Source organism: Pseudonocardia sp. P-1, assembly GCF_058111925.1.
Genome location: NZ_CM176614.1, coordinates 3,172,043 through 3,193,613, shown reverse-complemented (window position 1 = coordinate 3,193,613; position 21,571 = coordinate 3,172,043). Strand labels below are relative to the sequence as shown.

Genomic DNA, 21,571 nt, shown 5'->3' with positions numbered 1-21,571 from the left:
TCATGGCGCAGAATGCCCGCGTGAGCGATCGAACGGTGGCCGTGCTGGCCGGAGGCCTGTCCCACGAGCGTGAGGTGTCCCTGCGATCCGGTCGTCGACTGGCGGGTGCGCTGCGCGCGAACGGTGTCGACGTCCGCGAGTGGGACGTCGACGCGCGCCTGTTGGAGCGGCTGTCGACCGACCGGCCGGACGCGGTCGCCGTCGCGCTGCACGGGGGCGAGGGGGAGAACGGCGCCGTGCAGCAGGTGCTGGAGCTGCTGGGCATCCCGTTCGTCGGGACCCCGTCCGGGGCGTGCCGGCGGGCGTGGGACAAGCCGAGTGTGAAGACCGAGCTCGTCCGTGCGGGTCTGTCGACGCCGGACTGGGTCGCGCTGCCGCACTCGACCTTCCGTGAGCTGGGAGCGCAGGGCGTGCTCGGTGCGATCGTCGAGCGCCTGGGGCTGCCGCTGGTGCTGAAGCCGGACCAGGGCGGCTCGGCGCTCGGTGTGCAGGTGGTCCGGAACGCGGCGGACCTGCCGGCCGCGATGGTCAGCTGCTTCGCCTACGCCGAGACGGTGCTCGTCGAGCGGTTCGTCGCCGGGACCGAGGTCGCGGTGTCGGTCGTCCACGACGGCGAGGAGCCCCGCGCGCTGCCGCCGGTGGAGGTGGAGGTGCCGTCCGGGTTCTACGACTACACGTCCCGCTACACACCCGGTGCGGCCACGTTCCACTGCCCGGCGCGGCTGCCGTCGGACGTGCTGGACGCGCTGGCCGACACCGCCCTGGCCGCACACCGGCTGCTGGGGATGCGCGACGTGTCGCGCACCGACGCGATCGTCGACGCCGACGGTCACGTGCACGTCCTGGAGATGAACGTGTCGCCGGGCCTGACCGACACCTCGCTGCTCCCGACCGCCGTGGCCGCGGACGGTTCCGACCTCGCGACGGTCTACCTGGCGCTCGTCGAGCGCGCGGCGGCCCGGCAGGGCTGAGCGGTGTTCCACGTGGAACCACAGCGGTGTGGTTCCACGTGGAACATCAGCCGAGCACGCCGCCGCAGGGTTCGGAGGCCCGCCACAGCTCCAGGAGCGGGCTCATCCCGTCCCCGAGACCCGGCTGCTGCGGGACCATCGCGAAGCAGGCGACGAGCTGCACCAGCCGGGCCGCCTCGCAGAGGGCGAGCAGCTCGGCGTCGACGGGACGGTCGGCCGCCCGCTCGTAGGCGACGACGACCTCCGGGCCGGCGAAGGTCAGGTCCCACTCGACCGGTCCGACGCAGACGTGCTCGAGGTCGGCGTCGTACGGACCGTCCGGGGTCCGCAGGACGTTGTACGCCGGCGAGTCCCCGTGCACCGGCTGCGGGCGTGTGCCGGGGAACCGGTCGGCGCAGCCCGCCTCGTCGCCGAGCACCGGGAGGATCGTCGCCCACTCCCGCAGCGCGCGGTCGCGGTCGGTGGGGGAGACGTGGGTGGTGTCGTGCCGCAGCGCGTCGAGCATCGCCGTGACGGAGTCGTCGAGTGGGTGCATCCAGTCCAGCTCGACCGGACACGGTCGTAGCGCGGTGTGCAGCCGAGCGAGCGTCGCGCCGCTCGCACCGGCGTCGGGCGGGCCGTCCGGGACGACGGTCAGGCGCTCCCAGAAGGTGAGGGACAGGTCCCCGGCGGCGACGGGTCGCTCCGGGTGTGCGGGCCGGACCACGGGGTGCCCGGCGTCCGACAGCCACCGGCAGACCGCGATCTCGCGCCGCTGCTGCTCCGCCTGTCCCGCCGGATCGAGGCCGGGCGGGAGGACGGTGGGGACCCGCACCACGACCGGCTCCGGCTCCAGTGCGACGACGACCGAGAACAGGTCGTGCAGGACGCGGGGTGTGCCGGGGCGGTAGCCGTGGTCCCGCGCGGCGGACACCGCGGTGTCGACGGCGCGGTGGGTGCGAGCGGCGAGCTCGGCGTCGGTGAGCACCGGGCCATCCTGGGGCATCGGGGTGTTCCACGTGAAACACACGCACGCGACGCCGGGCGGATCGGGCGGGCGGGGTCGTAGCCGCTCGGTGTGCGCCCGAGTCTGCCGCAGTGGGTCGCCCCGCCCTGCTGCATCGGCCGGTCCGATCCCACCCTGCGCCGTACGATCCCGCACCGTCCGGCCCGATCCCGCCCTGCCCCGGTTCCGTCTGCCCGTTCCGTCTGGGGCGGTCCCGCCCTGCCCGATCCCGCCCTGCCCGATCCCGTCCTGCCCGATCCCGTCCTGCCCGCTTCCGCCCTGTCCGCTTCCGTCCTGCCCGATCCCGCACCGTCCGGTCCACGCGCGGTTCCGCGTCCGGAACCGTGCCGACGGGCCGAGCACTCCCGCGCCGAGCACTTGCCCGCGATGGCGCCGGCGCGGACACCGGCCTCGCAGGCCGCCGCGCGCTCCCGGGCCGGGCACTCCCGGGTGAGCACTCCTGGGCCGGGCGCCGGCGGTCCGGGCATCGCTGGACCCGGGGCCTGCGGGCCGGACGTGGTGGCCGGCGTCCACGCCGCAGCACGCGCGGTCGTCCCGGATGCCGGCCGCCGCCCACCGGCTCGGCGCATCCGGGCCGGCCGTCCCCCGGCACGGTCGCCGGACGGCGACACCGGCCGGGCTCCACCGGGAACGCCGAGGTGCGGCGATCCCACCGGTGCGTCCGGCTGCCACCTCGGGCCGACGAGCCCCCTGCGCCGCGGAGGCGCACGGATCGGCGTCGCCCGCACCCGGTACGCGGCGACGAGCTCCTCCGTCCCGCCGGGCGACGACGTCCGCACCGCCCAGGCCACCCTCGGCGGGACGAGACCTCGCCCCGGTCGCCGTGCCCGTGCGGCGCGTACGGAATCGCGACGCGGCAGGTCCCGCAGCGTGGGCGGACCACCCCGGGGCTGCGGCGTCCGCGGGCCACCCCCTCACGAGACCGAGCCCGACGCGCTACCGGAGGCTGCCACGGCCTCCGTCGCTGTTCCACGTGAAACATCGCCGCCGCCCCGCCGCGGACCAGATCACATGCCGTACCGAGACCGCCGGAGAGAGCCGCGGACCCCAGCCGCGCACGAACCACGCAACCCCGGGGCGGACGCCCCGTCCCGCTCACCGACCGAGCCCGGCACTCCGTACGACCCTCGCCCTGGACTCACCACGATCCGGACCACGCATGACCACCATGGATGCATCGAGCTCAGACATACGTACGACTGATCAGGCGTGTTCCGGGCGGCGCACACCTGGGCGACCGCCCAGAAGCCGGGAAAAGCGACCAATCGGGCACGCCCGGCGGCTCAGTGGTCCCACACGACTCCTGAGACCCACCCCGGCCTCCCCATCAACCCAGCACCCGTCGGACGTCCCAGAGGCCGTCTCAGGGCGCCCTCAGAAGTCGTCCAGCGCCTCACACCACGCCGCCGCCCCGGTGCCCGGACAGACCGACGGCCGCCGTCCACGGGGACGACGGCCGTCGGGGAAGGCGAACGGTGTCCGGTCAGTCGCGCTCGCTGATCCCCATCAGCCCGGTGATCCGGTCGAGGTCCTCCACCGATCCGAACTCGACGACGATGCGGCCCTTGCGCTGACCCATCTCGACCTTCACCCGGGTGTCGAACATGTCGGCCAGCCGGTCGGCGCGCTCGACGAACTCGGGGCGCTGATCGCCGCGACGGCGGACCCGGCGTTCCTGCGGAGGTCCCGAGTGCCGCGCCAGCACGACGGCCTCCTCGGTCGCGCGGACCGACATGCCCTCCGCGACGATGCGGGTGGCGAGATCCTCCTGCTGCCCGGCGTCCTCGAGACCGAGCAGGGCGCGCGCGTGCCCGGCCGACAGCACACCGGCGGCGACCCGGCGCTGCACCGACACCGGCAGCTTCAGCAGCCGGATCATGTTGGTGACGACGGGCCGGCTGCGGCCGAGCCGGTCGGCGAGCTCGGAGTGGGTGACGCCGAACTCGGCGAGCAGCTGCTCGTAGGCGGCAGCCTCCTCGAGGGGGTTGAGCTGGACGCGGTGGATGTTCTCCAGGAGCGCGTCGCGGAGCATCACGTCGTCGGCGGTGTGCCGGACGATCGCGGGCAGCGTCTCCAGCCCGGCGCGCTGGGCCGCGCGCCAGCGGCGCTCGCCCATGATCAGCTCGTAGTCGACACCGGCCCGGCGGACCACGATCGGCTGCAGCAGCCCGAACTCGCGGATCGAGTGCTCCAGCTCGGCGAGCTGGTCGTCGTCGAACTGGGTCCGCGGCTGCTTGGGGTTGGGCACGATCCGCCGCAGCGGGATCTCGCGGTACTCCGCGCCGCCGTCGACGACCGGGGTCTCGGGCTCGTGGTCGTCGCGCCGGACGGCCGGAGCCGGGCGGTGCAGGGGTGCGCCGGGCCCGTTGTTCCCGGGCCGGTCACCGGACTCCGACGGGCCGGTGGGGATGAGCGCGGCGAGACCGCGGCCCAGTCCACCCTTGCGCTCGGCCATCTCAGCGACCGTCCGGGCGGTAGGCGCCGCTCGCCCCGTGCTCGGCGATCTCCCGGGCCGCGTCGATGTAGCTCATCGCACCGCGGGAGCCGGGGTCATAGGCGAGCACGGTCTGGCTGTAGCCGGGGGCCTCGGAGACCTTCACGCTGCGCGGGATGACCGTGCGCAGCGCCGTCGGACCGAAGTGCTGGCGGACCTCGGAGGTGACCTGGTCGGCGAGCTTGGTGCGGCCGTCGTACATGGTCAGCAGGATGGTCGACACGTGCAGCGAGGTGTTCAGGTGCGACCGGACGAGGTCGATGTTGGACAGCAGCTGCCCGAGCCCCTCCAGCGCGTAGTACTCGCACTGGATCGGGATGAGCACCTCGGACGCCGCGACGAGCGCGTTGACCGTCAGCAGCCCCAGCGACGGCGGGCAGTCGATGAGCACGTAGTCGACGTCGAGCCGGGCCAGCGTCTCGTCGTTCAGCGCCTGGGCCAGCCGGGACTCCCGGGCGACCATGCTGACGAGCTCGATCTCGGCGCCGGCCAGGTCGATCGTGGCGGGCAGGCAGAGCAGGTTCGGCGACGCGGTGCTGACCGCGACGGCCTCCTGGAGGGGGATCTCGCCGAGCATCACCTCGTACACCGACGGCGTGCCGGTGCGGTGCTCGACGCCGAGTGCGGTGGACGCGTTGCCCTGCGGGTCGAGGTCGATCACCAGCACCCGGATGCCGTGCAGGGCCAGGCCCGCGGCGAGGTTGACCGTGCTGGTCGTCTTCCCGACCCCGCCCTTCTGGTTCGCGACGCCCATGACACGGCGCGCGGCCGGGCGGGGCATGCCGTGCCGGTCGGGGTGCAGGACGCGTGCGGCCCGCTCGGCCTCGTCCGCGATGGGGGTCCATCCGGCACTCATGCGCGACCCTCGCTTCCTGGACGGTTCGTGCCCGGTCGGTGTTTCACGTGAAACGGCGCTCCGGCACCCATCATCGCCGTTCCTTCCTCCGGTTGCGGCGGGGCGCGCCGGTCCGCGGGATCTCGACCACCGTGGTCAGCGGATCGACCACACCGGCTCCGGTCTCGTGGATCCGGGGCTCGCCCCCTCCGAGCGCACGGACCGCCGCGGCGTCGCGGGCGATCTCGTCCGGGGCGGAGGCGCCCTTCAGCACCAGCATCGCACCCCCCTGCCGCAGCAGCGGCAGGCAGATGCCCGCGAGCCGGGCCAGCGGTCCGACGGCCCGGGCGGTGACGACGTCGGCCCCCTCCCATCGTCGCAGAACGGGCTTCTCCTCGGCACGCCCCCGTTCGACGACGATGTCCAGGCCGAGGTCGCCCAGCACCTCGTCCAGCCACTCCACCCGGCGGGCCAGCGGCTCGATCAGCACGATCCGCAGGTCCGGCCGGGCCAGGGCGAGCGGGATCCCGGGGAGCCCGGCGCCGGAGCCGACGTCGGCGACCCGGGCGTCGGCGGGCACGACCTCGCCGAGGACCGCGCAGTTCAGCACGTGCCGGTCCCACAGCCGGTCCCGCTCGCGCGGGCCGATCAGCCCGCGCTCGATCCCGGAGGTCGCGAGGTGCTCGACGTAGCGGACGGCCAGCCCGGTCCGGTCGCCGAAGACCTTCTCCGCGACCTCCGGGGTCGGGATGGGGGAGGTGGTCACTTCTTGTGGACCACGACCTGGCGACGCGGCTCCTCGCCCTCGCTCTCGGAGACGACGCCCTTCACGGTGGCGACGGCGTCGTGCACGACCTTGCGCTCGAACGGCGTCATCGGGCGCAGCCGCGCGGACTCGCCGCTGGCCTTGACCTCCTGGGCGGTCTCCAGGCCGAGCTCGGTGAGCTCGTCGCGGCGGTGCCGACGCCACCCCGCGATGTCGAGCATCAGCCGGCTGCGGCTGCCCAGCTGCTGCTGGACGGCCAGGCGGGCCAGCTCCTGCAGGCTCTCCAGCACCGAGCCCTTGTCGCCGACGAGCTTCTGCAGGTCGGCGTCGTCCTCGGCGCCCTCGATGCTGACGATGGCGCGGCCGCCCTCGACGTCGAGGTCGATGTCGCCGTCGTAGTCCAGGATGTCCAGCAGGCGCTCCAGGTAGTCACCTGCGACGTCGCCCTCCTGGATCAGCAGGCTCTCGCCGGACGGCTTGTCCTGCACGTCCGGACCCTCGGCGGGCTCCTTGGCGGTGGTGGGCACGCGCAACTCCTCTCGTCAACGGTTCGCGGTCCGTCGCGCCCGGGCCCGCGCGGCGGTGGGGTCCGCCGGGGCCGGCGGGGGCGCCGGGGTCTGTCGGGGTGGTGCGGTGGGACGGTCAGCGACGCTTGCCGCGCCGGGCCTTCGCCCCCGGACGCTTCTGCACCGGCTTCGCCCCGGGCTTCTTCTGGCCGTTACCGGAACCGTTGCCGTTCCCGTTGCGGGCCGTTCCGTTGCGCTGCCCGTCGGGGGTCGCGCCGGTGCCGGCGGAGGCACCGTCGGACCCGGTGGCACGGGCCTCGGACGCCGCCTCGGCAGCCTCCTCCTCGGCCGGCTGGATCGGCTCGTCGGCGATCTCACGGACGTCCTCGGCGGAGCCGCGACGGACGTCGCGGAGCGGCTTCTGGCCGGGGCGCGGGGCGCGGGCCTTGGCGGACTCGGTGGCCTTCTCGGCCTTGTCCGACTCCTCGGCGTCGATCTTGCGGTAGACGACGTACTGCTGGCCGAGGGTCCACAGGTTGTTGGCGACCCAGTAGAAGAGGACCGCGAGCGGCAGGAACGGCGCACCGACGACGACACCGATCGGGAACACGTAGAGCATCAGCTTCTGCATGATCTCGGCCTGCGGGTTCGCCGCGACGGTGCCGGCGGCGATCTGCGCCTGCTGGCGGGCGACCGAATGGCGCGCGGTGATGTGGGTGAAGATGCCGGCCGCGATCATCAGCGGGATCATCACGATCCACTGCGAGACCAGGTTGCCACCGAGCTCGGCGACGGACGCGGTGTTCTGCAGCGGCCAGACGGCCGAGCCCAGCTTCGCGCCGAACAGGCTCGAGTCGACGAACGAGGCGTTCTCGGCCGCGTTGAAGACGTAGTTCTCGGTCTTGCCCGGCTTGAACTCGCGCAGCACGTGGAACAGACCGATGAACACCGGGATCTGCACCAGGATCGGCAGGCAGCCCATGAGCGGGTTGGCGCCGTTCTGCTGCTGGAGCTTCTGCATCTCCGTGGCGAGCTTCTGGCGGTCGTTCGCGTACTTCTTCCGGAGCTTCTGCATCTCCGGGGCCATCTCCTGCATCTTGCGCATGGAGCGGACCTGCACGACGAACGGCTTGTAGAGGATGACGCGCAGCGTGAAGACGAGGAAGACGACCGACAGCGCCCAGGCGAACCCGTTGTCGTCGCCCAGGACGAAGCCGAAGACCTTGTGCCAGACCCACATGATCCAGCTGACGGGGTAGTAGATGAAGTCCAGCACTGCTGCGTTGCTCCTCGTGGTCTCGGGCGGGGCCCGCGGGTCAGCGGTCCGTACCGCGTGAGAGGCCTTCGGTCCGGGGCGGGTCGGTGGACGTCTGCTCCGGCCCGGGGTCGGGTCCGGTGCCGCTGCGCGGGACCCCGTCGCTGCGCCGCCGGCGCGGCGGCACCGGATCCCACCCGCCAGGGTGCCACGGGGCACACTTCAGCAACCGCCACACGGTGAGGCCGAGACCGCGCACGAAGCCGTGCTCGCGGAACGCCTCGACCGAGTACGCGCTACAGCTCGGGTGGAACCGGCAGCTCGGCATCAGGTTCGGGGAGATCCACACCTGGTACCAGCGCACCGCGGCCATGGCGGCCCGCGCGCCGACACCGGGCCGTGCGCCGGGGAGCTCCCCGTCGTCCATCGGAGCCTCCTCACCCGTCGGGGCCGCGTCGTGTGTCGTGCTCATCGCGGGCCGTCCGCGGCCGGGCGCGGACGGCGCGGCCGCTGCGCCGCGCGCAGTGCGGAGTCGAGGTCGGCCGCCAGCTCGGCGGACGAGGCGTCACCGGCGGGCGGCAACGCTCGGACGACGAGTGCCGCGCCGGCGGGCAGCGCCGTCAGCCTGTCCGCGACCAGATGGCGCAGCCGCCGGGAGACCCGGTGCCGGGCCACGGCGTTGCCGACGGCCTTGCTCACGACGAAACCCGCCCTCGGCGAGGCGTGCTCGGGCACGCCGCCGGGGCGGGTCAGGTCGAGATGCACCACCAGCCTCGACCGGCCGGCACGTCGTCCGCGCCTGATCGTCGAGGCGAACTCGGGCCGGCGGGTGAGCCGGGCGTGTGCCGGCAGCACGGCGCGGGCCGGTGGGGGCGCCGGCCGTCAGGCCGAGAGGTTGCCGCGCCCCTTGCGACGGCGCGCAGCGAGGATCGCGCGGCCGGCGCGGGTGCGCATGCGCAGCCGGAAGCCGTGCGTCTTGGCCCGGCGGCGGTTGTTCGGCTGGAAAGTACGCTTGCTCACGGTCGGCTCCTGGTCGGCGGTTCGCAGGCGTCCTGCGACGCCGAGATGTCTACGGTCACTGGCTCGGGTTCGCGGGCCACCGGCCACACGACGCTCCACAACGACAGATGCGGGGAGCCGCGTTCGACGGGCGCGACACGCCCATCCGACCAGGTGTCCGGTCGTCAAGGGTACGCAGCGCGTTTCGAGGGGGTCAAACCGCCCCCACCGGGCGCCGCGACCCCGCCGGACGCCCGCCACGACGGCTGCTGCTAGCGTCGCCGACCCCGCCCGGGACCGGCGCGGGAGTAACGACCGCCCGCACCCCGACCGAGACCTCCACACGACCGACGGCCGGTGCCCCGATGCGCGTCGGCCGGGACCTGCTGCGTACCTTTACGCACAAGTGTGGACAACTCTGGGGATACATCGCCCCCGAGGCCGAGTCCTCGTGTCCGGACGGCTCATCGCCAGTGCTCCGGGGGAGCAGACCGCCGGCGGCGGTCGATCGGGAGGGGGAAACGCGGATGACCGACCAGCCGGGCGATCTCGGCGCGGTCTGGAACCGGGTCATCGCCGATCTCTCCGGCGCGTCGGCCGAGTCCGGCACACCCGCCCTCTCCCCGCAGCAGCGCGCGTTCCTGCGCCTGACCCGTCCCCTCGGCCTGCTCGACGGCACCGCACTGCTCGCCGCGCCGAGCGAGTTCGCGAAGGACGCCATCGAGCGGATCCTGCGCAGGCCGATCAGCGACGCCCTCGGCCGCCACCTCGGTGTGGCGGTCAACCTCGCCGTCGTCGTCGACGCCTCCGCGGCGTCCGGCGGCACCGAGGTCCCCGACCCGCCCGGGTTCGGCATGCACCGCGGCGTCACCGCGGGGGACAGCGTCCGCGACACCGGCACCGGCGGCCGGGCCGGCGACGACCCGGCCGCGTCGGCCGACGGGGACCACGACGCCCGTCCCGCACACGACCGCCCCGCGCGCGAGCACGCCCCGCCGACGGCGCCGGCCCGGACACCGGGCCGCAGGCGGGCGTCGACGGCGGGTACGGCAACGGCTTCGCCGACGGGGCCCGCCGCGACGACGCCGGCCCATCGGGCATCGACCGCGGCTGGTCGGCCGAGCCGGCGCCGTCGTCGTCCGGGGGTGGGCGCCGCAGCCCACCGGGCGCCCGGAGCCGGGCTCGCGCGAGGGCCAGACCTCGTGGCCGGCCTACACCGCGCCGCAGGCGGGCGACCCGGTCGCGCCGCGGTCGCAGACCCGGCTCAACGAGCGCTACACCTTCGACACCTTCGTCATCGGTGCCTCGAACCGGTTCAGCCACGCCGCCGCGGTCGCGGTGGCCGAGGCGCCGGCGCGGGCGTACAACCCGCTGTTCATCTGGGGCGAGTCCGGGCTGGGCAAGACCCACCTGCTGCACGCCGTCGGGCACTACGCCCAGCGGCTGTTCCCCGGGATGCGGGTCCGGTACGTCAGTACCGAGGAGTTCACGAACGACTTCATCAACTCCCTGCGCGACGACCGCAAGGTCGCCTTCCAGCGCCGCTACCGGGACGTCGACGTGCTGCTGGTCGACGACATCCAGTTCCTGGAGGGCAAGGAGGGGACGCAGGAGGAGTTCTTCCACACCTTCAACACCCTCCACAACGCGAACAAGCAGATCGTCGTCTCCTCCGACCGGCCGCCCAAGCGCCTCGAGACGCTCGAGGACCGGATGCGCACACGGTTCGAGTGGGGCCTCATCACCGACATCCAGCCGCCCGAGCTGGAGACGCGGATCGCGATCCTGCGGAAGAAGGCCGCGCAGGACCGGCTCGCCGTCCCCGGTGAGGTCCTGGAGTTCATCGCGGAGCGGATCGAGCGCAACATCCGCGAGCTCGAGGGCGCGCTGATCCGGGTCACGGCGTTCGCGTCGCTGAACCGGCAGGCCGTCGACACCCAGCTCGCCGAGATCGTGCTGCGCGACCTGATCCCGGACTCCGCAGCCTCGGAGATCACCGCGCCGACGATCATGGCGGTCACCGCCGAGTTCTTCGGCCTCACGCTCGACGAGCTGTCCGGGCCCGGCAAGACGAAGGCGCTCGCCCAGGCCCGCCAGATCGCCATGTACCTGTGCCGCGAGCTGACCGACCTGTCGCTGCCGCGCATCGGGCAGACCTTCGGCGGCCGGGACCACACGACCGTCATGCACGCCGACAAGAAGATCCGCAACGAGATCTCGCTCCGGCGGAAGACCTTCGAACAGGTGCAGGAGCTGACCGCGCGGATCAAGCTGCGCGCCCGGCACTGACCTTCTCCGGTGGCCCGCCCGAGGCGGGTTGTCCACCGGTCGCACCGCTTCTCCACAGCCCGGCCGGCCCCACCGTGACCAGGCAGGACGCGTTCCCGGCGGTCACCGCGCGCACCGGGACCGATCCCGTGCAACCCACAGGGGCCACGGCCCCCAGATCGCCGCTGCGGCGCGTTGCGGGCCGTCCCCGGGTGATCGGCACCCCCGCCGCCGCGGACGGCCGGGACACCGGGGCCGTCCGGCGTGGTACCGATCGGGGCCGGCGTGGCGTCACCCGCGTGTCGGTCCCACCACTCCCGTTCGTCGTCCGGTAGTGGGCGCTCGGCGCTTCACCACTCGTCCCGGTGATCGCTTGCGCTCACCCGCCGGTCACGCTCCGTCGACATTCCTGTGACGGGTGGGACGTCTGTGGGTTCATCGTGCAATGCGGGAGTGCCGAACGGTCTGTGCCCGCCATCACCCTGGGTCCACGATCCACCACGTTTCCACCCACATCTGGGGACAACTCTGTGGATGGATCGTCGCAGCCCCGTGGACGGATCGCCCGGGATCCGTGGACAACTCTGTGGTGAACCCGGGATGAACCGGGGACGGATGGGGGTCGACGCCGTCGGTCCACCGCTCCACGGACCTGTCAACGGGTGCCCCCACCGCCGCATCCCCAGCCGACGCGGCCTGCTGACCAGCGGGGATGCGCTCCATCCACACTGTGCACAGGACTTAGTACTACGACGGTTTGTCTCTCTCTATCTCTTCTTCCCAAGAACACCTGTGTGGACCGACCCCCGGACGGGGGTCACGGACGGGGACACCGAACGGGCACCGGGGTGGCGTGGAAACTGTCGGGGCGAGGCTCTACCGTGAGCGTCCCGGCGAACCCCGGCTTCCGATCCCGTTCCGGCCACCCCGCTCCGCAGCCCCCTCCGGGCCACGGCGCCGGCCGGACCCGGAGGACGAACCGGTCCGCCGCCGCACCGCCGTCCCGTCGACGACCCGGCCCCGCGCCGTGGTCCGAGCCGGGCGCTACCGGGGAAGGTCTCCAGATGAAGTTCCGGGTCGAACGCGACGTCCTCGCGGACGCGGCCGCCTGGGTGGCGCGCAGCCTCCCGGCTCGTCCGCCGGTGCCCGTGCTCGGCGGGGTCCTCATCCAGTCCGACGGCGAGTCCGGCGAGAAGCTGACCGTCTCCGGCTTCGACTACGAGACCTCGGCGCGCGTCGAGCTCGACGCGACGGTCGGGGAGCCGGGCCGCACGCTCGTCTCCGGTCGGCTGCTGGCCGACATCACCCGCGCGCTCCCGTCCAAGCCGGTCGACCTGACCATCGACGGCTCCCGCGCCACGATCAACTGCGGCAACTCCCGGTTCAGCCTCCCGACGATGCCGGTCGAGGACTACCCGCAGCTGCCCGACATGCCGCAGCGCGCCGGGTCGGTCGCCGCCGACGCGCTCGCCGCCGCCGTCGCCCAGGTCGCCGTCGCGTCCGGGCGGGACGACACGCTGCCGATGCTGACCGGTATCCGGCTCGAGATCGAGGGCTCGCAGCTGACGCTCGCGGCCACCGACCGGTTCCGGCTCGCCGTCCGCGAGCTCGAGTGGTCCCCGGAGGACGCCTCGATCTCGACCGCGGTGCTGATCCCGGCCAAGACCCTGGCCGAGGTCGCCAAGACCCTCGCCGGGTCCGGCACCGTGGAGATCGCGCTGTCGGCCGGGGACGGGATGCTCGGGCTTACCGGTGGCGGCCGCCGCTCCACCAGCCGGCTGCTCGACGCCGAGTTCCCCCGCTTCCGCCAGCTCATCCCGGCCGAGCACACCACCGCGGTCGAGCTCGACGTGGCGCTGCTGGTCGAGGCGATCAAGCGCGTCTCGCTCGTCGCGGACCGGGTCGCCCAGATCCGGATGGAGTTCGGCGAGGACGGGCTGCGCCTGGCCGCCGGCGGCGACGACGTCGGGTCCGCCGAGGAGGAGCTGCCCTGCGCGCTCGACGGCAGCCCGCTGACGATCGCGTTCAACCCGGGCTACCTGCTCGACGCCCTCGGCGCGCTGCACACCGACCGCGCCCAGCTGACGTTCACCACGCCGAACCGGCCCGCGCTGGTCCGCCCGGTGCCCAAGCCCGCCACCGACGACGCCGGCGAGGCGCCGTCGCCGGAGAAGTCCGGCTACCTGCACCTGCTGATGCCGGTGCGGCTGCCCGGCTGACCCCCCGCCGGGCGGGTGTCCCGGCGAGGGGGAAGACTCGTCCGCGGTGTGATCGACGAGGGCCACCGGTGCCCTACGGGCATGCCGGCGGCACGGACGCGAAGGGGGCCACTGCCGTGCAGATCGGCATGATCGGACTCGGCCGCATGGGCGGCAACATGCGGGAGCGGCTGCGGGCCGCCGGGCACGAGGTGGTCGGCTACGACCCCCGCCCGGAGGTCAGCGACGTGGCCTCGCTCGCGGAGCTCGCGGGCGCACTGGCCGCGCCGCGCGTCGTGTGGGTCATGGTGCCCTCCGGCGAGCCGACCCGGAACACCGTCGCCACGCTGGCGACCACGCTGGATCCCGGTGACCTGGTCATCGACGGCGGCAACTCCCGCTACACCGACGACCAGCCCAACGCCGCGCTGCTCGACGCGCACGGCATCGGCTACGTCGACTGCGGCGTCTCCGGCGGGATCTGGGGCAAGGACAACGGCTACGGCCTGATGGCGGGCGGCGAGCCCGAGCACATCGAGCGCGCCATGCCGATCTTCGACGCGCTGCGTCCCGAGGGCGTGCGCGAGGAGGGGTTCGCGCACGCCGGGCCGGTGGGCGCGGGCCACTTCGCGAAGATGGTCCACAACGGCATCGAGTACGGCCTCATGCAGGCCTACGCCGAGGGCTTCGAGCTGATGGAGGCCAGCGAGCTGATCACCGACGTGCCCGGGGTGATCCAGGCCTGGTCGCGCGGCACCGTCGTCCGTTCCTGGCTGCTCGACCTGCTGGTCGACGCGCTGAAGGAGGACCCCCGTCTCGACCAGCTCGAGGGCTGGGTGGACGACTCCGGCGAGGGCCGCTGGACGATCGAGGAGGCCATCGCGCACGCGGTGCCGCTGCCGGTCATCTCCGCGGCGCTGTTCGCCCGGTTCTCCTCCCGGCAGGCCGAGTCGCCCGCGATGAAGGCCGTCGCCGCGCTGCGCCAGCAGTTCGGTGGGCACGCGGTGAAGAAGTCCGGGCCGGCCGGTGCCCCGGGCGACAAGGCGGGACCGTCGTCCGGCGGCGGTTCGACGCAGCAGTGACCCGGCGCCGAGCCGGACGGGAAGGGTGACCAGGCGGTGTACCTCAGGCGGTTCTCGGTCACCGACTTCCGGTCCTGGCCGGAGGCCGAGCTGGAGCTCGACCCCGGCGTGACCGTGCTGGTCGGGTCCAACGGCGTCGGAAAGACCAACCTGGTCGAGGGGATCGGCTACCTCGCCACCCTCGGCTCGCACCGGGTCTCCTCCGACGCGCCGCTGATCCGGCGCGGGGCCGAGCAGGCCGTCGTCCGCGGCGAGGTGCACCACCACGGCCGGAAGCTCGGCGTCGAGCTGGAGATCAACAACGGCAAGCAGAACCGGGCGCGGGTCAACCGCTCACCGGTCTCGCGGCCGCGCGACGTCCTGGGGATCCTGCGCAGCGTGCTGTTCGCGCCGGAGGACCTGGCGCTGGTGCGGGGCGACCCGTCGGAGCGCCGGCGTTTCCTCGACGAGCTGCTCGTCGCGCGGTTCCCGCGCTACGCCGGCGTCCGCGCCGACTACGACAAGGTCCTGCGCCAGCGCTCGGCCCTGCTGAAGTCCGCGAAGCCGGCACTGCGCGGGGCCCGTGGCCGGTCCCGGGCGCCGGTGGCCGCGGACCCGGAGCTGCCCGACGACCTGGCGACGCTGGAGGTCTGGGACGGGCATCTCGCCCGTACCGGCGCGGCGCTGCTGGCCGGGCGGCGCGAGCTCGTCGTCGCGCTGGCGCCCTACGCCCGCGAGGCGTTCGCGGCGATCGCGCCGTCGTCGGACCCGATCGGCCTGGACTACCGGTCCAGCCTCGGGACGGCGGGGGTCGCGGAGCTGCCGTCGTCGACCGGGGACCTGGAGTCGCTGCTGCTGGACCGGCTGGCCGAGGTGCGGTCCCAGGAGGTCGAACGCGGGGTCTGCCTGGTCGGCCCGCACCGCGACGAGCTGGACCTCGCCCTGGGCGAGGGACCGGCGAAGGGCTACGCCAGCCACGGCGAGTCCTGGGCGTTCGCGCTGGCGCTGCGGCTGGCGTCCTACCGCCTGCTGCACGCCGACGACGTCGAGCCGGTCCTCGTGCTGGACGACGTCTTCGCCGAGCTGGACTCGGCCCGCCGCCGCGCGCTGGCCGGCCTGGTGGCCGACGCGGAGCAGGTCCTGGTGACCGCCGCGGTGGCCGAGGACGTGCCCGCGGAGCTCGACGGGGTCCGGTTCGCCGTCGGCGACCGGACGGTGAGCCGCGACGGCGAGGTGCCCGCGTGATCGCCCCGTCAGGTCTCGAACGTGTCACGGCATTCTGGGGACAAGGCTGTGGATACTGTGGATAACTCAGGAGCACCGGGGGACGGACGCCGTTCCGGAACCGGAAACCGGAGGACAGGACGCCGGGGACCGGGCACCGACGGCGCCGAGCCTGGGGACGGACGCGACACCGGTCCCGGTCACGACGCGGTCACGGGCGGGGACGTCCCGGGCGGCGGTGTCCCGGGGGAGCAGGGTGACCTGCTCGCCGGCGACCGCGCGAACCTGCGCGGAGCCGACCTCGCGCGTGAGGCGCTGCGTGCGGCCCGCGAGGCGTCGGCCCGCAAGGCCGAGGAGCGGGCCCGGGCCGACCGGCCCAAGCTGCGCGTGGTCTCCGGGCGGGGGCGTCGTCGTCGCTGGTCGGGGGCGGGGCCCGACGACCGGGACCCGCAGCCGTTCGGACGTCTGGTGTCGCGGGTGTCGGTGGACCGCGGCTGGTCGAACCGGCTGACCGACGCGACCGTCCTCGGCCGGTGGCCGCAGCTGGTCGGGCCGGACGTCGCCGACCACTGCACACCGGTCTCGCTGCGCGACGGCGAGCTGACCCTGCAGGCCGAGTCCACGGCGTGGGCCACCCAGCTGCGGACCCTGCAGCGTCAGCTGCTGACCCGGCTCGCCGCCGCGGTCGGGCCGGACGTCGTGCGCCGGATCCGGGTCGTCGGGCCGAGCGGGCCGAGCTGGCGGCACGGTCCGCGGCACGTCCGCGGCCGCGGCCCCCGCGACACCTACGGCTGATCCGCGCCCTGCCTTCCGCTCCGCCCGGGCACCGCCCCGGCGTGCTCCCAGGGGAACCCTCGTAGCGCTCTAAGCCACGAAAGTTCCCCTGGGAGCATCGGGCAGGGGAGTGGGTGCCGCCGAACGGGTGGTGGGCGCCGGGGTGCACGTGTAGGCGCGTCACGTCGCCGCGGGGGCCGCGGAGGGCCGGATCGGGTGAGGAGCTGCACCCCGCCGGCCTCGTGTCTCTCGTCGGCGGTGAGCGCGGGATGACACGGCCGCCGGTCCGCTCGACCCCGCAGGGGCACGTCCGATCCCGCACCGGACGCCGTTCGCCCGTCTGTGGCGCTTCTGGGTGGGTCCTTCCCATCTTTCCGTCGGTCCCGACGGGTAGGATCGACAGGTGTTTCCCGGGTGGCTCCCCAAGACATGACCAGAGCGCCCGGTCGGTGGAACCGTTCCGTCGTCGTCGCACCGGTGGTGCGCGCGTCGCGCGGGCGGTTCACGTGGCGAGGAGAAGCAGCTACCCGTGGCTTCCGACAAGGCAGCGAACAACGCCTACGGCGCGTCGTCCATCACGGTCCTCAAGGGCCTGGAGGCGGTCCGCAAGCGGCCCGGCATGTACATCGGCTCGACCGGTGAGCGGGGCCTGCACCACCTGATCTGGGAGGTGGTGGACAACTCGGTCGACGAGGCGATGGCCGGTCACGCCACGAAGGTCGTCGTGACCCTGCAGGCCGACGGCGGCATCCGCGTCGAGGACGACGGCCGCGGCATCCCCGTCGAGATGCACCCGGTGGAGAAGAAGCCGACCCTCGAGGTCGTCCTCACCAGCCTGCACGCCGGCGGCAAGTTCGACGACAAGTCCTACGCCGTGTCCGGTGGTCTGCACGGTGTCGGCGTCTCGGTCGTGAACGCGCTGTCCACCGCGCTCGACGTCGAGGTCCGCCGCGACGGCCAGATCTGGCGCCAGCACTACGAGTACGCCGTGCCCGGCGAGCTCGTCGAGGCCGGCACCACGAAGAAGGCCGACACCGGCACCACGATCACCTACTGGGCCGACCCGAAGATCTTCGAGACGACCAGCTACACGCTGGAGACGATCCGTCGCCGGCTGCAGGAGCAGACGTTCCTGAACAAGGGCCTCACCATGGTCCTGCGCGACGAGCGGCGGCCGGAGAAGCCGGCGGGTGTCCCGTCGTCGGACGCGGTGGACTCCGACGGCAACCCGATCGAGGCGCCCGTACCGGAGGTCGACGCGGACGCCGAGCCCGACGCCGAGGGCTACGTGGCCAAGCCCAAGGAGTACGTCTTCCACTACCCGAACGGGCTGGAGGACTTCGTCGCGCACCTGAACAAGTCGAAGGACCCGATCCACCGCAAGATCGTCAGCTACACCGGCGAGGGCCCCGGCCACCAGGTCGAGGTCGCGATGCAGTGGAACTCGGGCTACTCCGAGTCGGTCTACACCTTCGCGAACACGATCAACACGCACGAGGGCGGCACCCACGAGGAGGGATTCCGCCACGCGCTGACCGCGACGGTCAACAAGTACGCGCGCGACAAGAAGCTCATCAAGGAGAAGGACCCGGCGCTGTCCGGCGACGACATCCGCGAGGGCCTCGCCGCGATCGTCTCGGTCAAGGTCTCGGAGCCGCAGTTCGAGGGCCAGACCAAGACCAAGCTCGGCAACACCGAGGTCAAGTCGTTCGTCCAGCGCGTGTCGAACGAGTGGCTCGCCGACTGGTTCGAGCGCAACCCCACCGAGGCGAAGACGATCGTCACCAAGGCGGTCTCCTCGGCCCAGGCCCGTCTGGCCGCGCGCCGTGCCCGCGAGCTCGTGCGCCGCAAGAGCGCCGGCGACATCGGCGGCCTGCCCGGCAAGCTGTCGGACTGCCGCTCGCGCGACCCGGAGAGCTGCGAGCTCTACATCGTCGAGGGTGACTCCGCGGGCGGCTCGGCGAAGGCCGGCCGCGACTCGATGCACCAGGCGATCCTGCCCATCCGCGGCAAGATCATCAACGTCGAGAAGGCCCGGATCGACCGCGTCCTCAAGAACACCGAGGTCCAGTCGATCATCACCGCGATGGGCACCGGCATCCACGACGACTTCGATCTGGCCAAGCTGCGGTACCACAAGCTGGTGCTGATGGCCGACGCCGACGTCGACGGCCAGCACATCCGGACGCTCCTGCTCACGCTGCTGTTCCGCTTCATGCGCCCGCTGATCGAGAACGGGCACGTGTTCCTGGCGCAGCCGCCGCTGTACAAGCTCAAGTGGTCCGGTCGCGGGGCCGAGCCGGAGTACGCCTACTCCGACCGCGAGCGCGACGGCCTGATCGAGGCCGGCCGGGCCGCGGGCAAGAAGCTCCCCAAGGACCAGGGCGTGCAGCGCTACAAGGGTCTCGGCGAGATGGACGCCAAGGAGCTGTGGGAGACCACGATGGACCCGACGAACCGGCTGCTGCTGCAGGTGAGCCTGGACGACGCCGCCACCGCCGACGAGCTGTTCTCGGTGCTGATGGGTGAGGACGTCGAATCCCGCCGGTCCTTCATCACCCGCAACGCCAAGGACGTGCGCTTCCTGGACGTCTGATCCACACATCTGATCCAGACGCACGTATGAACACGCACGAGGAGACTTCGTGACGGACACGATCGACCCCGCCGCCCCCGCGGCAGGCGGCGGAGAGGGTGGGGGCCGGGTCGAACCGGTCGACATCCAGCAGGAGATGCAGCGCTCGTACATCGACTACGCGATGAGCGTGATCGTCGGGCGGGCGCTGCCGCTGGTGGAGGACGGTCTCAAGCCGGTCCACCGCCGCGTCCTCTACTCGATGGGGGAGAACGGCTTCCGGCCCGACCGCGCCCCGGTCAAGTGCGCCCGCGTCGTCGGCGACGTCATGGGCAACTACCACCCGCACGGCGACTCGGCGATCTACGACGCCCTCGTGCGGCTGGCCCAGCCCTGGTCGATGCGCTACCCGCTGATCCAGGGGCAGGGCAACTTCGGCTCGCGCGGCAACGACCCGGCCGCGGCCATGCGGTACACCGAGTGCCGGCTCTCGCCGCTGGCGATGGCGATGCTCCAGGACATCGACGAGGAGACCGTCGACTACCTGGACAACTACGACGGCAAGACCCAGGAACCGGTCGTCCTGCCGTCGCGGGTGCCGAACCTGCTCATCAACGGCAGCTCCGGCATCGCGGTCGGCATGGCGACGAACATCCCGCCGCACAACCTGCGCGAGGTCGGCGCCGGCGTCGCCTGGTGCCTGGAGAACCCCGACGCCACCGACGACGAGCTGCTCGAAGCGGTCATGGAGCGCATCAAGGGGCCGGACTTCCCGACCCACGGCCTCATCGTCGGGCGCGACGGCATCGAGTCCGCCTACCGGACCGGGCGCGGCTCGGTCCGGATGCGGGCCGTCGTCGAGGTCGAGGAGGACGCCAAGGGCCGCACCACCCTGGTGGTCACCGAGCTGCCCTACATGGTCAACCCGGACAACCTGATCGAGTCGATCGCGGGCATGGTCCGCGACGGCAAGATCGCCGGGATCTCCGAGATCGTCGACGAGTCCTCGGACCGCATCGGCATGCGGATCGTCGTCACGCTCAAGCGCGACGCCGTCGCCAAGGTCGTCCTGAACAACCTGTACAAGCACACCCAGCTGCAGCACAGCTTCGGTGTGAACATGCTGTCGATCGTCGACGGCGTCCCGCGCACGCTGCGCCTCGACCAGATGATCCGGCACTACGTCCGGCACCAGATCGAGGTCATCGTCCGGCGGACCCGCTACCGGCTCCGCAAGGCCGAGGAGCGGGCCCATATCCTGCGTGGTCTGGTCAAGGCGCTGGACGCGCTCGACGAGGTCATCGCCCTGATCCGGGCGTCGGCCACGGTCGACGTCGCCCGGGCCGGCCTGATCGACCTGCTCGACGTCGACGACATCCAGGCCCAGGCCATCCTGGACATGCAGCTGCGTCGCCTCGCCGCGCTGGAGCGCCAGAAGATCATCGACGAGCTCGCCGAGATCGAGCGCGAGATCGCGGACTACCAGGACATCCTGGCCCGTCCGGAGCGCCAGCGGCAGATCGTCCGCGACGAGCTCGCCGAGCTGGTCGAGGCCCACGGCGACGACCGCCGCACCCGGATCGTCGGCTACGACGGCGACGTCACCGACGAGGACCTGATCGCGGTCGAGGACGTCGTCGTCACGATCACCCGCACCGGCTACGCCAAGCGCACGAAGACCGACCTGTACCGCGCCCAGAAGCGCGGCGGGAAGGGCGTGCAGGGGGCGCAGCTGAAGCAGGACGACATCGTCAACCACTTCTTCGTGTGCTCCACGCACGACTGGATGCTGTTCTTCACCAACCGCGGGCGGGTCTACCGGCTCAAGGCCTACGAGCTGCCCGAGGCCAACCGCACCGCGCGCGGCCAGCACCTGGCGAACCTCCTGGCCCTCCAGCCGGAGGAGGAGATCGCCCAGGTCATGCAGATCAAGGACTACTCGGCACGGCCGTACCTGGTCCTGGCCACCCGCAACGGCCTGGTGAAGAAGTCGCGCCTGACCGACTTCGACTCCAACCGGGCCGGCGGCCTCATCGGCATCAACCTGCGCGACGACGACGAGCTGGTCGGCGCCGTCCTCTGTTCGGGTGACGACGATCTGCTCCTCGTGTCCGCCGAGGGCCAGTCGATCCGGTTCACCGCGTCCGACGACGCGCTGCGCCCGATGGGCCGCGCCACCTCCGGTGTGCTGGGGATGCGGTTCAACGAGGGCGACAAGCTGCTGGCCCTCGGCGTGATCCGCTCCGACACCTACCTGCTCGTGGCCACCACCGGTGGCTACGCGAAGCGCACCCCGATCGAGGACTACCCCGTTCAGGGCCGTGGCGGGAAGGGAGTGTTGACCCTCCAGTACGACCGTCGGCGTGGCACGCTGGTCGGTGCGCTCATCGTCGGTATCGACGACGAGCTGTACGCGATCACCTCCACCGGCGGGGTCATCCGGACCTCCGCCCGCGAGGTGCGGAAGGCCGGCCGGCAGACGAAGGGAGTCCGCCTGATGAACCTGGGCGAGAGCTCCACGCTGCTGGCCGTCGCCCGCAACGCGGAGGAGACCGAGGAGGACCCGGGCCAGCAGGCGTAGTGCACGTCGGGTGGCCGGCCCCGCGGGGCCGGCCACCCGGCACACGCCGTGGGACCGG

18 protein-coding genes are annotated in these 21,571 nt (G+C 72.7%); 8 read left to right on the top strand and 10 right to left on the bottom strand.

Annotation, left to right across the window (positions count from 1 at the left end):
* The first annotated feature begins 20 nt into the window (after window positions 1-20).
* On the top strand, window positions 21-971 hold the full coding sequence (locus tag AC0GKK_RS15670; RefSeq protein ID WP_062399020.1) for a D-alanine--D-alanine ligase family protein: 951 nt from the start codon (window positions 21-23) through the stop codon (window positions 969-971).
* Between the two features lie 46 nt (window positions 972-1,017).
* Here the strand turns inward: AC0GKK_RS15670 and AC0GKK_RS15665 are convergent, their stop codons facing one another.
* From AC0GKK_RS15665 to AC0GKK_RS15620, 10 genes are all read right to left on the bottom strand, one after another.
* Window positions 1,018-1,938 carry an aminoglycoside phosphotransferase/kinase family protein gene (locus tag AC0GKK_RS15665; protein ID WP_405420732.1) on the bottom strand — a complete coding sequence of 307 codons (921 nt, stop codon included), beginning with the start codon at window positions 1,936-1,938 and terminating at the stop codon, window positions 1,018-1,020.
* 1,522 nt (window positions 1,939-3,460) lie between these two features.
* Window positions 3,461-4,432, bottom strand: coding sequence for a ParB/RepB/Spo0J family partition protein (locus AC0GKK_RS15660; RefSeq protein WP_073573705.1), 972 nt, complete (start codon window positions 4,430-4,432; stop codon window positions 3,461-3,463).
* A gap of 1 nt (window position 4,433) precedes the next feature.
* The gene (locus tag AC0GKK_RS15655) at window positions 4,434-5,327 is read right to left on the bottom strand and encodes a ParA family protein (protein ID WP_489881956.1); all 894 of its coding nucleotides are present in this window, start codon (window positions 5,325-5,327) and stop codon (window positions 4,434-4,436) included.
* Between the two features lie 70 nt (window positions 5,328-5,397).
* A complete protein-coding gene (gene rsmG, locus AC0GKK_RS15650) occupies window positions 5,398-6,072 on the bottom strand; it encodes a 16S rRNA (guanine(527)-N(7))-methyltransferase RsmG (protein ID WP_062399027.1) in 675 nt (224 codons plus the stop codon).
* On the bottom strand, window positions 6,069-6,560 hold the full coding sequence (locus AC0GKK_RS15645) for a Jag family protein (RefSeq protein ID WP_145983423.1): 492 nt from the start codon (window positions 6,558-6,560) through the stop codon (window positions 6,069-6,071). Before AC0GKK_RS15645 ends, rsmG begins: the two co-directional genes overlap by 4 nt.
* 154 nt (window positions 6,561-6,714) lie before the next feature.
* Window positions 6,715-7,854 (bottom strand): membrane protein insertase YidC, encoded by a 1,140-nt coding sequence (gene yidC, locus AC0GKK_RS15640; protein WP_476653217.1) that lies wholly within the window; start codon window positions 7,852-7,854, stop codon window positions 6,715-6,717.
* A gap of 40 nt (window positions 7,855-7,894) precedes the next feature.
* On the bottom strand, window positions 7,895-8,260 hold the full coding sequence (yidD, locus tag AC0GKK_RS15635) for a membrane protein insertion efficiency factor YidD (RefSeq protein ID WP_489881955.1): 366 nt from the start codon (window positions 8,258-8,260) through the stop codon (window positions 7,895-7,897).
* A gap of 41 nt (window positions 8,261-8,301) precedes the next feature.
* Entirely contained in the window at window positions 8,302-8,688 is a 387-nt protein-coding gene (gene rnpA, locus AC0GKK_RS15630; protein ID WP_062399033.1) for a ribonuclease P protein component, read from the bottom strand.
* Between the two features lie 27 nt (window positions 8,689-8,715).
* On the bottom strand, window positions 8,716-8,853 hold the full coding sequence (rpmH, locus tag AC0GKK_RS15625; protein WP_020622600.1) for a 50S ribosomal protein L34: 138 nt from the start codon (window positions 8,851-8,853) through the stop codon (window positions 8,716-8,718).
* Window positions 8,854-9,296: 443 nt separating this feature from the next.
* A complete protein-coding gene (locus tag AC0GKK_RS15620) occupies window positions 9,297-9,692 on the bottom strand; it encodes a hypothetical protein (protein WP_489884080.1) in 396 nt (131 codons plus the stop codon).
* On the opposite strand from AC0GKK_RS15620, the gene dnaA reads away from it, so the two are divergent.
* The 7 genes from dnaA (at window position 9,604) to gyrA (ending at window position 21,513) form a co-directional block, all read left to right on the top strand.
* Window positions 9,604-11,121, top strand: coding sequence for a chromosomal replication initiator protein DnaA (dnaA, locus tag AC0GKK_RS15615; protein ID WP_489881954.1), 1,518 nt, complete (start codon window positions 9,604-9,606; stop codon window positions 11,119-11,121). The two genes, AC0GKK_RS15620 and dnaA, sit on opposite strands and share 89 nt — an antisense overlap.
* A 1,043-nt stretch (window positions 11,122-12,164) precedes the next feature.
* The gene (gene dnaN / locus AC0GKK_RS15610; protein WP_489881953.1) at window positions 12,165-13,319 is read left to right on the top strand and encodes a DNA polymerase III subunit beta; all 1,155 of its coding nucleotides are present in this window, start codon (window positions 12,165-12,167) and stop codon (window positions 13,317-13,319) included.
* Window positions 13,320-13,447: 128 nt separating this feature from the next.
* Entirely contained in the window at window positions 13,448-14,380 is a 933-nt protein-coding gene (gene gnd, locus AC0GKK_RS15605) for a phosphogluconate dehydrogenase (NAD(+)-dependent, decarboxylating) (protein ID WP_244326313.1), read from the top strand.
* Between the two features lie 36 nt (window positions 14,381-14,416).
* Window positions 14,417-15,604 carry a DNA replication/repair protein RecF gene (recF, locus tag AC0GKK_RS15600; RefSeq protein ID WP_405420712.1) on the top strand — a complete coding sequence of 396 codons (1,188 nt, stop codon included), beginning with the start codon at window positions 14,417-14,419 and terminating at the stop codon, window positions 15,602-15,604.
* A gap of 57 nt (window positions 15,605-15,661) precedes the next feature.
* Complete coding sequence (locus AC0GKK_RS15595) at window positions 15,662-16,378, top strand: DciA family protein (protein ID WP_322789684.1); 717 nt, start codon at window positions 15,662-15,664, stop codon at window positions 16,376-16,378.
* A gap of 508 nt (window positions 16,379-16,886) precedes the next feature.
* Window positions 16,887-18,953 (top strand): DNA topoisomerase (ATP-hydrolyzing) subunit B, encoded by a 2,067-nt coding sequence (gyrB, locus tag AC0GKK_RS15590; RefSeq protein WP_251783308.1) that lies wholly within the window; start codon window positions 16,887-16,889, stop codon window positions 18,951-18,953.
* A 136-nt stretch (window positions 18,954-19,089) separates the two neighbouring features.
* On the top strand, window positions 19,090-21,513 hold the full coding sequence (gyrA, locus tag AC0GKK_RS15585) for a DNA gyrase subunit A (RefSeq protein WP_405421641.1): 2,424 nt from the start codon (window positions 19,090-19,092) through the stop codon (window positions 21,511-21,513).
* Window positions 21,514-21,571: the final 58 nt, after the last annotated feature.

Excerpts from the sequence above, each read along its gene's own strand:
- AC0GKK_RS15660 (WP_073573705.1), bottom strand. The coding sequence starts at position 4,432 with ATGGCCGAGCGCAAGGGTGGACTGGGCCGCGGTCTCGCCGCGCTCATC.
- gnd (WP_244326313.1), top strand. The coding sequence starts at position 13,448 with ATGATCGGACTCGGCCGCATGGGCGGCAACATGCGGGAGCGGCTGCGG.
- gyrA (WP_405421641.1), top strand. The coding sequence starts at position 19,090 with ATGCAGCGCTCGTACATCGACTACGCGATGAGCGTGATCGTCGGGCGG.
- yidD (WP_489881955.1), bottom strand. The coding sequence starts at position 8,260 with ATGGACGACGGGGAGCTCCCCGGCGCACGGCCCGGTGTCGGCGCGCGG.
- dnaN (WP_489881953.1), top strand. The coding sequence starts at position 12,165 with ATGAAGTTCCGGGTCGAACGCGACGTCCTCGCGGACGCGGCCGCCTGG.
- AC0GKK_RS15655 (WP_489881956.1), bottom strand. The coding sequence starts at position 5,327 with ATGAGTGCCGGATGGACCCCCATCGCGGACGAGGCCGAGCGGGCCGCA.